Genomic DNA, 12632 nt, shown 5'->3' with positions numbered 1-12632 from the left:
TTAGATTATTCGTAGTTATTGTTTTTGATTAAGTTTAACTAATACCAATTTCATTTAGTTAGGCTACACTTACGAAAACCAATTACAAAATATGATTTTATTCCTGACATACCATCTGTAGCTTGATTTTAGGAAATTGGTATAATAAATATTTACTCCCTCAGGGTTTGGGTGGATTGGGTCTGTGCTTATTTACTATTTCTTCTAAATCCAAGGGAGTATTACAGTTATACAGCATTAAATTTATTTCTGAATCGACATGTAAAGCTTCTACGCAAATATGAGAAAACCATTTTTGAAACGATCGCCCACCTGTTTGTAAAAAACCTTGTAATTCCGCGAGCACCTCTCGGCGGTAAAAAGCACACATTGGTTCCCAAATCTCCGAGCGCTGAGGGGCTAAAGCACTTATTGATGATGGTAGTTGTGGAAGTCGTTCTATCCAACCCTGCAAAACTTCTACCTTGAGTAAAGGTAAATCGCAAGCTAACAATAAAATCCAATCATTAGGAATTTGACTTAAACCTTCCGCAAAACCAAATAAAGGTCCCCTTCCGGGTTGAGATTCAATCAGATATTTGCACTCGGGCGATAAAATTTGCTGATAGCGTTCATTCCAAGGGCTTAAAACATAGATATTTTCAGTACAAGCTGTAGCGACTTGATAAACACGTTGCAATATCGGTACGCCATTGTAGCTGATTAATGCTTTATCTTCACCCATACGGGAACTTTGACCACCAGCTAAAATCAGTGCAGCTAAATCTATATTGCTGTGAAACGTAGCTGTCATAATTATTCATTCAACTAAAGAGAATTATCTGATTAATCCGAATTCTTTCAGAGCAGGATAAAAATTTTTATTTTCATGACTTGGACGACTCAACTTAATTAAAGCGAAGCGTTGTAGTGGTGTCAAATTTTTCCACTGCTCAATACTAATAGTTACACCACATTCAGCAGCTTTATTTTCGGTTGTGGGGGGAATTTCTTGCTCATTACTCCAAGGGGGATGAGGATCTATCTCTAGCTCCCCTGCTTTTTTACCTGTTTGTTTTATAACTAAGCCTTGCAGGTATTCACTATAACCTTGACTTTCTAGAGGAGTGTTACAAGGCATTTCTACTAAAGTCCGACGTTCGTGGTCGCTAAACTGATTCCAGTGAAATAACTTGAGCTTAACACCGCAAGTATCAAGTTTTAATCGTACCTGCATAGGTATACAACGCAGTGTATCAACAAAGTCTGCTTCGAATTGAAAAAAGGTCATTGGTAATTGGTAATTGGTAATTGGAAGTCCAAAAGTGTTCTTAGTAAATAAAAATCAAATAAATAAAAATAAAACCTATGTGACCTGTGTTAGGCGTGCAAGAGAATGTCTTTTCTCCGGTCACTGTTATCATTGCGCTGTCAATACAAGCAAACTATCACAACTTGTACCGTGGCATGAATCATTTCCTGAGTTTCTCCATCCTTTGAGGAAACAATTTTTTAGGTATACAGCATTGTAACTACTAAAACACGGTTGCAATCAGTTGATTTGCATAATCATTATTTTTCTAGAATATTCTGTTACATCAGTTACTTTTTATTAAAAAAATTAGTATATTTAATTACTTTTTGCGTAATTTTTATAAAATTAAATCATTGAATTCTTTGCTTGGGCAAAGTTTGTTGCCATGAAAACTAACGACTTAAATCACTCTAATAATTTTGATTTGGTGTCGAGAGAAGTCTCGGTTAGCCAACACAAACAATCTTCCACCCAAGTAGTTGTTGGAGTCATTTTGACTTCTTTTGTATTGGCTTTAATCCCGATTATTTATGGCTTTAGTTTGACGTCTTCATCAACTCAGAAGACTGTAATAGTTCCTGGTGAGGCAACTCTGTGGTCTCCTCTGGGAGAGCGCTAACAGCTAATATTTGGACAGCGCAAGCTTTTAACTCAGGCTGTAAAGATGTCGGACAAGCCTCATGATGGGTCAGTAGGTTAGCTTCAGCATCATTAGACCATAAAGCACCCCAGTGCATGGGGACAAAAACAGTGTGAGGAGCAATTGCTTTGGTAATTTTTGCTGGAAAACGAGCTTTTCCTCGTCGCGATCGCAATTCAACTAAATCTCCTTCTGCAATTTTTAATTTGGCAGCATCGCGGGGATGAATTTCCATGAAAGGATGGGGATGCATCTTAACTATTTTCTCTATTCGTCCCGTGCGGGTTTGGGTATGCCAATGACCGTAAAGACGCCCGACTGTAAGCACGAAAGGATACTCATTATTTGGTGGTTCGGCCAAGCCTTTAGAGTGATAAGCAGCGAAAATAGCCCTTCCATCATTAGTTTTAAAACGTAAGTCCGTATACAGACGTTTACCTATATGTGTAATATTTTTATCTTTGTCCCGATGACTGAAGAGAAATGAAAAAATTCCCATTCTGGATGTAGACTCATCTTCTTGTAGTAAAGCAGTATCTGGACAAGGCCATTGTATTGGACCAAATTCGGCTAATTTTTCATGACTGATTCCAGTCATGTCACACAGACGTCCGCGAGTTGTCTGTGTAAATTCAGCATGGACTGCAGTAGCATTAGCAAAATTAAATTCTCTGGTAAAACCGAGACGACGTCCCACTTCGGCAAATATTTCCCAATCTGGACGAGCTTCCCCTGGAGGGGACCGAAATTGGGGACAGAAAGTCACAACTCGTTCTGAGTTGGTCATAGTCCCAGTTTTTTCACTCCACTGAGCAGCAGGTAGGAGGATATGGGCGTATGCGGAAGTTTCTGTCGGATAATATGCGTCTTGATAAACCGTGAAGGGAGATTTTAATAAAGCTGCTTTGGTTCTTGCTAGGTCTGGCATACTAACAGCAGGATTTGTTGCAGCAATCCATAACAAACCAACTTCACCGGTTTCCAAACCAACTATTTGATTCCAAGCATCTCGACCGGGAACAGGGGACATTTGTCCTGGGTTTAATCCCCAAAATTCTTCGATTTCTGCTCGATGTTGGGGATTTTTAACTGAACGATATCCAGGAAGAATGTGAGCTAAACCACCAGCTTCCCTTCCTCCCATGGCGTTTGGTTGACCGGTTAAAGAAAAAGGTCCAGCACCAGGTTTACCAACATTTCCAGTCATCAAATGCAAGTTAATTAAAGTTCTTACCTTTGCTGTCCCCTCGGAAGATTGATTCATTCCCATAGACCACAAAGATAATACTCGCTCCGAATCAGCCCAATAACGAGCAGCTTGTTCAACATGATCGATTCGGATTCCACATCGACGAGCAACTGTTTCCGGTGGATAGTGGCGAATAACTTCTGCATAAGCAGGAAAACCTTTGGTACACTCATCCATAAACAAGGTATCAGTCGCATTCCATCGCATCAATAAATGGGCAATACCATTGAGTAGATCGATATCTGTACCGGGTTTGATTGCTAAGTGTAAATCAGCAGCTTCCGCTGTTTTTGTGCATCGGGGATCGACCACAATGATTTTGACATGCTGATGCTTTTTGCGGTACTTGTGCAAACGGTTAAAAACAATTGGATGACATTCAGCAGTATTAGTACCAATTAAAAAAGCACAGTCAGTTAATTCTAAGTCTTCATAACAACATGGCGGTCCATCTGAGCCAAAACTTTGCATGTATCCCGCAACCGCTGAAGACATGCACAGACGGGAATTTGCATCAAAATTATTTGTTCCGAGACAACCTTTAAGGAGTTTTTGAGCAATGTAGTAATCTTCAGTTTGGAACTGACCGGAACCGTACATGCAGATCCCATCTGCACCGTAATTTTGACGTACAAACTGAATCCGATCAACAATTTTGTTAAATGCTTTATCCCAACTGACCCTGCGAAAAGGTTCTGATAAAGAATCCCTCATCATTGGGTACTTGAGACGACTTTTATCTATAGATTCGGTAACAGTTGCACCCTTAACGCAAACCATCCCCTGACTAGAAGGATGGCTTTTATCTCCGATTGTTTTCCAAATTGGGTTCCCTTCACTATCTCTATGGGTCGAACGACCTGTTCCAGCAGGAGGAGAAACTGTTAAACCACAGCCAACACCACAGTAAGGACAAACGGTTTTAATAGACTCGGACATAATGTCAATTATCTTTAATATTAAAAATTTGTATTAATTTGCTATTGTTTATATTTTTCAGATTTACTACACCCAAATATGTACAAAAATGATTATATTTATTAATTTTTATACCAGAAAATGCAAAATGATTCTCAACAATATGTTTTTATCGAAAGATAACATCAAAATATTTACCTGTAATAAACCCGGCTATTGAAATAACCGGGTTTATTGAGTGCGATTTAGATGATATCGTTGGGGTTCATACCCACGGGAATTTCAGATCCTTGGTTTACAGAATCATCTTCTTCACCTTCATGGTGTTCAGCAAAAGAGCCTTTGGGTTCTTTGAGGAAAAACCAGCACACGAAAGCAACTATTAAAGCTGCTATTCCCATCATTTGGAAGAAGACCGTGTTGGACTGAGCAATAACTGCTGCGGTTTGTTCACCACCACCGCTCAACCATTCTGGTAATAAGCTAAAGATGGTCAGATAAGCCACCGCACCCACATTACCATAAGCACCAACGTTACCAGCTATTTGCCCAGTAACCCGACGCTTGACCAGCGGGACAATAGCAAAAGTAGAACCTTCTCCTGCTTGCACGAAGAAGGAACAAGCCATGGTCAATAAAATTGCCAAAGGTAACCACCAAGAGCCGTTTACACTGCCCATAATCATGTAGCCTATACCCATACCAGCTGTAAGTACAGCCATAGTATTTTTGCGGCTTCCCAATCTATCGGAAATTAAACCACCACCGGGACGAGACATAAGATTCATAAAGGCGTAGCTCGCAGCAATCATTCCCGCTAAAGCCTTATTTAAGGAAAATGTTCCCTCATAAAATGCGGGGAGCATAGAAACTACAGCTAACTCCGAACCAAAATTAACTATGTAGGTTAGTTCCAAAATCGCAACTTGAGAAAAATTGTAACGGTCTTTGGCTGGATATTGCTTCTTTCCTAAGAGTAAGTCTTTATTTACAACCCAGCAGTTATAGGCTTGGAATAAATACAAAGCTGCTAATCCAGTCCAAACCAGATAAAGGATATTATCACCATACAAACCAACCTTCTTCAAGCGCCAAGCTAAGACTCCCAAAATTCCTGATAGGGGTAGGTTCATTAACATCAAGAACCAGAAATCCCGTATGCTAGTAACTTCTAGACCTCTAGCATTTTTGGGTTTTTGGTAAACTTTTCCAGGAGGATGATCTTGGACGTTAAAGAAATAGAGAACACCATAGAGAGCTGCAAGTATACCACTTCCCGCAATACATACCCGCCAATTGAGTAAAGCCTCTCCTGTTTGTGGATTCAAAGCTCCAAAAGCTAGCCAAGCACCGATTGTGGGTAAGGTTAATGCCGCACCTGCAGAACCAAAATTACCCCAACCTCCATATATCCCTTCAGCTAAACCAATCTCTTTTGGGGGAAACCATTCTGCAACCATGCGGATACCAATCACAAAACCAGCACCTACAATACTCAGCGCCAAGCGGCTAATTACCAACTGGGTAAAGTTTTGGGCGCTAGCAAAAGTAATACAAGGGATTGCGGCGTAAATTAGCAATAAGGAGTAGGTAATTCTTGGACCGAATCTATCCAACAGCATCCCGATAATGATGCGGGCTGGAACCGTGAGAGCAACGTTACAAATAGCTAAGGTTCTAATTTGACTAACTTCTAAACCAAAGTCTGCCTTTACCTGTGTTGCTAACGGTGCAAGGTTAAACCAAACAAAGAACGAGAGAAAAAAGGCAAACCAAGTCATGTGCAGGATTTTATACCTGCCACGGAAAGATAAAAGTTCTGTAAGCATCTCTATTTTTGTATTTCTCTAGTTAAAACAACGCTGTCAGAAAGTTAAGTGCAAGTGAATTTGTACTGGAGATGAAGAAAAAGCAAGTTTTTCTGAGTTTTTAAGTTTATGAAAAAATTCCTAGTAAAGTCGATTAAATAGAAACACCCAAAATAGTTAAGCTCTCCGGAACACAAGGTTTAAGAAAATCAAATCTAGGAATATTAAGCTTAATTTTCTTAAATTTGATTCTCTTAAATTCGAGACTTTTAAACTCGAGACTTTTAAACTCGAGACTTTTAAATTCGAGACTTTTAAACTTGAGAAGACTCATTTTGTTTTGGTCGAGCACCAAAATCCTTTGTCAAGATATTCCGTAATACTGGTAGTAAATCTTCGCAGGGGATACCTTTTTGGATGCAAGTTCCCAAATGAGCATCTTTACCTACTTTACCGCCCATATACAGGTCTACCCCTTCAACGGTTTTTCCATCTTTACGCACCTTAGTTCCCATCAAACCGATATCTGCTACCTGGGGTTGACCGCATGAATTAGGACAACCAGTCCAGTGAATTCTTACATCTTCGGGGATGTCTAATTCTCTATCTAATTCTTTAGCGATAGCCAAAGCTCGGCTTTTGGTCTCAACCAAGGCAAATTTGCAAAATTGTGCCCCGGTGCAGGATACTAATTTTCTTTCCAAAGGTTTGGGATTGATAGTAAACTTTTGCAGCAGTGGTTCGCTGAGGAAAAGATCTAGGTTCTCTTGAGAAATATTGGGAATAATGGCATTCTGTTCTACTGTTAAACGAATCTCTCCGCTGCCATAAACCTCCGCCAGACGCGCCAAGTCAAACATTTCTTGAGCGTCAAGTCTTCCTACAGGGATGTGTAAACCAGCATAGTTCAAATTAGGTTGCTTTTGCACGAAAACACCGATACAATCACGTTTTTCCCAATCAATTTCATCTTTTTCTGCAGCAGTAGTGAGAGAACGAGCCATTTCCTTCTCAACTATTTCTCGAAACTTTTCGATCCCCAACTCATCAATTAACCACATCAATCGTGATTTTTGCCGGTTAGCGCGCAAACCGAGATCGCGGTAAACATTTAAGATTTCCCGACATAGATCTACAACATCATCATTGGGAGGAACCCACACATCTAAAGGTACAGCTGCAGCACAACGTTTGGCGGAGAAAAAACCACCAACCAAAACGTTAAAACCTAACTTTCCTTCCTTATAAGCTGGAACAAATGCTATATCATTAATTTCAGCATGGACAGAGTTATCTCTTCCCCCCTCAATTGCAATATTAAATTTACGTGGCAAATTGGTAAATGCATAATTACCTTCACCTTTGTTGGTAATCATATCTTGTACTCGCTGAACTAAATCGCGAGTATCAATTAATTCGTCTCCATCCAATCCTGCGACTGGAGATCCAGTTATATTCCGTACATTATCCATTCCAGACTGCATAGATGTCATCCCCACAGCTTTGAGACGACGGAAAATATCTGGTATGTCTTCGAGACGAATACCCCTTAATTGAATATTTTGTCTGGTTGTTATATCAGCGCTACCATCAGCACCATAGCGCTGAACAATTGTTGCAAGTACCTTTAGCTGCGAACTTGTGAGAATACCATTCGGTGTTCGCATCCGTAACATAAATTTACCAGGAGTCACAGGGCGATAGAAAACACCCACCCACTTGAGACGATGTTCCAGATCCCCTTTGTCCATAGCCTCCCAACCGATTTGGGCAAAATGTTCTAGTTCGTCTTTAACTGCAAGCCCATCTTTTTCAGCTTTGATTTTTTCAAACTTATTGAGAGTAGCTGCTTTTTCTGTTTTAGTAGAAGGCACTCGTGACTCCTTAAAAATTTTTATTTATGTTACAATTAAAACCCTTGCAAGAATTATTTAAATAGTAAAAATCTTTTTGTATATCAACTTAAATGCTTGATATTACAGTCATCATCAAGTTATATTGATACATTTTGAAATAAAATAAATACTTATTACACTTGTTACAACATTTTTATTTAGTTTTATTTTTTACTTTATTTCAATTATTTAACCGGTTATCATGGCTTGATTTTGTGTATTTAGTTACCGTTTTTAATTTTTATTGAAAGAAAATGTCCCAAAAGGTAGATGTAAATGTTGTAATCTTAAAATATGTGGAAGATTTCTTATATTTGTAAACTGTATTACCAAATATTGAGAATTTAGTTATATCTCATCAAGTAAATACTGTAAATTTGGTGATTGTAATTTAGAAATCGTAAATTTAGCGATTAATTTGATTGGCTTATCATTACTTGGAATGCAGTGTCGAGATAGGAATAATTCCTGGATATAATATGCACGAAACCTTAAAAAGTTTACATACTGCCGCGAAGCAAGCAAATTGGTCGTTAGTCAATCGATATTTGCAACGAATTGTGTCAAGTGACAAAGGTAGTAATCGGCAAACTAACAAGGATAACCTGGGGTATGAGTTCAAATTCGAACAAATATTGGATTTTGCATTGCAAGTTTTGCATTTTGGAGATTTTCAAGAACGTTGGGAAGTTGCAAAAATATTTCCTAGGATGGGTGATGGAGTAGTTGTTTCCCTGATAAATATTCTCGAAGATGAAGAAGAGAATTTAGAAAGTCGTTGGTTTGCAATTAGAATTTTGGGAAAATTCGATCAACCTGCAGTTATTATATCTTTAGCAAAGGTACTTAGGAATACTGAAGAAGAAGACTTATGTGCAATTGCGGCGACAGCATTAGCAAATATTGGTATTTCTGCGATCAAAGCATTAAGTGAATTACTCCAAGATGAAAAATCGCGATTATTAGCAGTTCAGTCCTTAGCAATTATTCGCCGTGTAGAAATTATTGAGCCCTTAAAAACAGTAGTTACAGATGTAAATCCAGAAGTTCGCGCTACAACCCTAGAAGCACTTGGTAGTTTTCACAATCCAGAACTCATTCCTTTATTTATAGCAGGATTAAAAGATGTGTCTGCGTCAGTTCGTAAAGAAGCGGTAGTTGCTTTGGGTATGTGCGGTCAATTTAAAGCAGATTTTGATATTGTCGGTTACCTTCAACCTTTACTTCATGACCTTGACTCCCAAGTATGTCAGCAAGCAGTTTTAGCTTTGGGACGTATGGAAGATGAGCGAGCAACTGAAGCATTATTTTTAGTTTTGATGTCTGCGGTTACTCCCAATTGGCTACAAGGAGAAATTGTTCGGGTTTTAAACTGGGGAAATCAACCCCAGTCTTTGGCTTATTTAAAGAAAGCTCTTTATTCCAGTCAACCCAATCTCTGTAAAGAAATTATTACTGTTTTGGGGCGTCAAGATTCGTTAGAAAATCGTTCCCAAGCGACTCAAATTTTAATTGATTTCTTTAACTCGAAACAAGATTTAGTAAGTCAATCTCCAATAAAACAAGCAATTGCAGTATCTTTAGGAGATTTAGGAAATCCAAACGCCACCAGTATTTTACAAACACTCGCTTCAGATAAGAATTCTCGGGTAAAGTTACATGCGATCGCAGCTTTGAGAAAAATATCTCAAAATTGACTGAATGTTTGCATGGTATTTTTTACGAGTTATTTACACATAAAAATTTAATTTATAATCTCGATACTACCATTTTTGAAAAACGCAAGATTTGTGTGGTAAATCAACCATTAAAAGATTTTTTGATCAAATTTGAAGAATTATTCTTAATCCTGTTCAGTATTTAGCTGATCAGAAGGTTATATCATGTCCGGTAAAACACTTGCTGGTTTTTTCCAGGGAAAGGTAACGTGCCTGCCGTATGCGTGGATTTTCATGAAACCCTACCATCCCAATACAAAAGGGGATGCAGTTTTCCATTTTCAGAAAGCTTAGATTCGACCCCTTTGGCATTATGTATCGCTTGCTTGCGAGTTTGAATAAAAGAGTTAATTTCCATGGCGAATTTTGGATATTCCTGCACGATATGAATAACGCTATCCGGTTCAATTGCGATCGCCTTCAAATCATCAATTACGGTTACTGATACCTGGCTTACCTCTGTGTGCAATAAGGCGGTTTCACCAAACAAGTCGCCAGTAGACAGGAAAACCACCTCTTGTTCGCGATTGCTATTATCCTTAACCGAGATCGAAACACTACCTTCTAAGATAATATAGACCTTTCGGTGAAGTTCCCCCGCTTGTACAATTCGTTCACCGATGCCAAAATGTTCATATGTTGCTGATTGTGCTAAATATTCTATAGTCTTGGTATCCAAAAATGTGAAATAGGGAAGAGCTTTTAAAGATGTAGTTATCTCTTCAGTAGTAATACCTTGCAAGTTAGGCATCTCACCTAGTTTATACTCTACCTTGTTGCCATAGGGCAGGGTGAATTTATAACGTTTGGCAGCATAGTAAACAAGGGTAAGAAATTCAGCTTTAATTTCTTCTAATCCGCCGTAGTCTTTAATATACAATTTGACTTCGTAGTCGATCGCAGTATTTACATACTGCTGAGTATCAATAATTGGTAAGGGTTCTGATGCGACTCCTTTGGTTGCAAGGGCTGTTTGTCTGAGCATACGGATAACTCGATTGGGGGGATCGAAATAAGAAAATTGCAATCTAACCCGTACTACATGTAAGGGATCTATAATTGTGTAATTTTGAATTGTATCCTTGCCCAAAATACCATTGGGAATGACAATCACATCACGTTCGCGGGTTTTCAAGCGTACTGCACGCCAATTAATTTCAATCACTTCCCCTTCTGTTTGTCCAACTTTAATCCAGTCACCGATCTTGAAGGGAGCCTCTAAAATCAGCAAAAACCCGGATACTAAATTACTTAGGGTATCTTGGAGTGCTAACGCCACCACTAAGGAACCAACCCCAGCAGCAGAAGCAATCTGACCCAAGTCAATCTTCCAAATTACCCCTAGAATATAGGCTGTAATGCCCAAAACAACAGCACTACGAATCACCTGAAATAATATGTTAGGAAGGTAAATTTGCCATGTTTTTTGCTGTCTCCTGGCGGTAAAAAGGGTGTTTAGTAGGGATAACAAGGTGTAAATGAGTGCAATGAGAAACAATGTTTCTACTATTTGCAAGGATTTGGCTGTATTAGCGACCCCTAAAATCTGGCGCATTACCAACAGAATTGCAAGGGGAGGAAGAAGCCAATACTGGATATTAAGTAAAACTTTGGTAAAAGGGTTCCCCCGGTGTTTTAATTTTTCGATCCCTTCCCCGAGTACAATGGTGAAGATGGGAAATCCCAGAATCAGAAATAATCCCCAAATAAACAGCGATTTATTAAGCATAGATTTTAAATTTTCTACAAATAATTCAGCATCTATATCTGCGTTAGTTATTAAGTCATCAATAAAATTTTGGAGTCTCCATGATTATCTATCCAAGCAGGTTATTTTCTGTTTGACTGGATTTGCGATCTGTGAAATTATCATCATCAAAATCTAAACCTACAGTTATATCATCGCTAATAAAATTCTGTAGTTCTTTTTTACCTAATATCCAAGTTGATATTTGATATCCGTCCTGGACAATTACCAAACCCTTGCTAAAATCGTAAATTTCATGAACGCGATCGTACACTATCTGAGTGACTAAAATCGTATTTGGTTTAGCGTTTTGTTGCAGTTGATTGGCAATATCCACTGTTTCACCCCATACCTGATACCGGAATTTTTGCTTTCCTACAATTCCTGCCATTACAGAACCTGTATGAATACCAATTTGGAGGCTAAGGTTAATATTATGCTTTTGGTTAAAACGTTTGATAATATTGAGTGTTAGAGAAGCAAATTCTACACTACGATTGACATGATCCAGTTGTGCTTTCGTTAGTCCGCAACCCACTAGATAGCGATCGCCAAGAATAGACAGCCGTTCCAGCTGATATTTTTCCCCTGATTCATCCAAAGTATTAATAAGTTCATCAAATAACTTGACAGTTTCTTCTACAGTATCATTTGTGGTTATCTTCATTAAACCGCCAATACGGATACAAACTATTGTTACTTGTTGCAAGCGATCGGCAATTTCTATATTGCCTTTCTTGAGCCGCTCGACAACTGAATGGGGCAAAATGTTTAATAGTAGGTTCTCGTTTTCTTGAGTTTTTTCCTCCAGCAATGTACTGAAAGTACGTAATTGCTGCACCATGTCATTAAAAACCTGTGCAATTTCGTTAAACTCATCCTTCGTATTGAATACAACCTCCGTATCTAATTCACCTGCTTTCACCTTCAGGGAACTTTCAATCAGACTCTCAATGGGTTTTACAAATTGCTGAGCAGCAATGACAGCATAGAGAAGAACCAGCAACACTAAAATTACGGTGGAAGCTAAAAAATAAAATTGCAGTTCCCTGATGGGCTGATATACTTCGGTTATATCCATCTCAGCAATAATTGCCCAATTAACACCAGGAATATTGACTGGAGAATAAGAACTGAGGGTTGCGTCACCCAAATAATTCCAACCCTTTTGAGTACCCGATTTACCAGAGATTGCCTTTTTTGCAACAGCTGTATTTACTTTTTTCAAGAGAATGGATGTGTTTAATTTTATAACCTGCTCAATAGTCGTATTTTTTATATTGCGATCGCGTAACTTATTTAAGTATGATTTTCTATCTTCTAGTAGAGGACGAGCTACAGAACGCATTAATAAATCTGCTCC

The 12632-nt window shown here is 38.6% G+C and carries 8 protein-coding genes; 1 reads left to right on the top strand and 7 read right to left on the bottom strand.

The window, feature by feature from the left end; all coding sequences use genetic code 11:
• Positions 1-160: 160 nt before the first annotated feature.
• The 5 genes from QNJ50_RS26640 to QNJ50_RS26620 form a co-directional block, all read right to left on the bottom strand.
• Positions 161-793 (bottom strand): molybdenum cofactor guanylyltransferase, encoded by a 633-nt coding sequence (locus QNJ50_RS26640; RefSeq protein ID WP_300641644.1) that lies wholly within the window; start codon positions 791-793, stop codon positions 161-163.
• 24 nt (positions 794-817) lie between these two features.
• The gene (locus QNJ50_RS26635; RefSeq protein WP_300641642.1) at positions 818-1270 is read right to left on the bottom strand and encodes a nitrate reductase associated protein; all 453 of its coding nucleotides are present in this window, start codon (positions 1268-1270) and stop codon (positions 818-820) included.
• A gap of 560 nt (positions 1271-1830) precedes the next feature.
• Positions 1831-4122 carry a molybdopterin oxidoreductase family protein gene (locus QNJ50_RS26630; RefSeq protein ID WP_300641640.1) on the bottom strand — a complete coding sequence of 764 codons (2292 nt, stop codon included), beginning with the start codon at positions 4120-4122 and terminating at the stop codon, positions 1831-1833.
• A 224-nt stretch (positions 4123-4346) separates the two neighbouring features.
• Complete coding sequence (locus QNJ50_RS26625) at positions 4347-5930, bottom strand: MFS transporter (protein ID WP_300641638.1); 1584 nt, start codon at positions 5928-5930, stop codon at positions 4347-4349.
• 293 nt (positions 5931-6223) lie between these two features.
• Entirely contained in the window at positions 6224-7783 is a 1560-nt protein-coding gene (locus QNJ50_RS26620; protein ID WP_300641636.1) for a ferredoxin--nitrite reductase, read from the bottom strand.
• Positions 7784-8283: 500 nt separating this feature from the next.
• On the opposite strand from QNJ50_RS26620, the gene QNJ50_RS26615 reads away from it, so the two are divergent.
• Entirely contained in the window at positions 8284-9501 is a 1218-nt protein-coding gene (locus QNJ50_RS26615; RefSeq protein WP_300641634.1) for a HEAT repeat domain-containing protein, read from the top strand.
• 253 nt (positions 9502-9754) lie between these two features.
• On the opposite strand, the gene QNJ50_RS26610 is transcribed toward QNJ50_RS26615, so the two are convergent.
• Positions 9755-11251, bottom strand: a complete 1497-nt coding sequence (locus QNJ50_RS26610; RefSeq protein WP_300641632.1) for a mechanosensitive ion channel family protein — start codon at positions 11249-11251, stop codon at positions 9755-9757.
• A gap of 88 nt (positions 11252-11339) precedes the next feature.
• The coding region (locus tag QNJ50_RS26605) for an adenylate/guanylate cyclase domain-containing protein (protein WP_300641630.1) at positions 11340-12632 on the bottom strand (1293 nt) is incomplete at its 5' end.

It is taken from the genome of Mastigocoleus sp. MO_188.B34 (assembly GCF_030065675.1).
In the GTDB taxonomy this organism is placed as follows: Bacteria; Cyanobacteriota; Cyanobacteriia; order Cyanobacteriales; family Nostocaceae; genus Mastigocoleus.
Note: the sequence above shows the minus strand (reverse complement) of the source record. Positions and strands in the feature narration are given on the sequence as shown.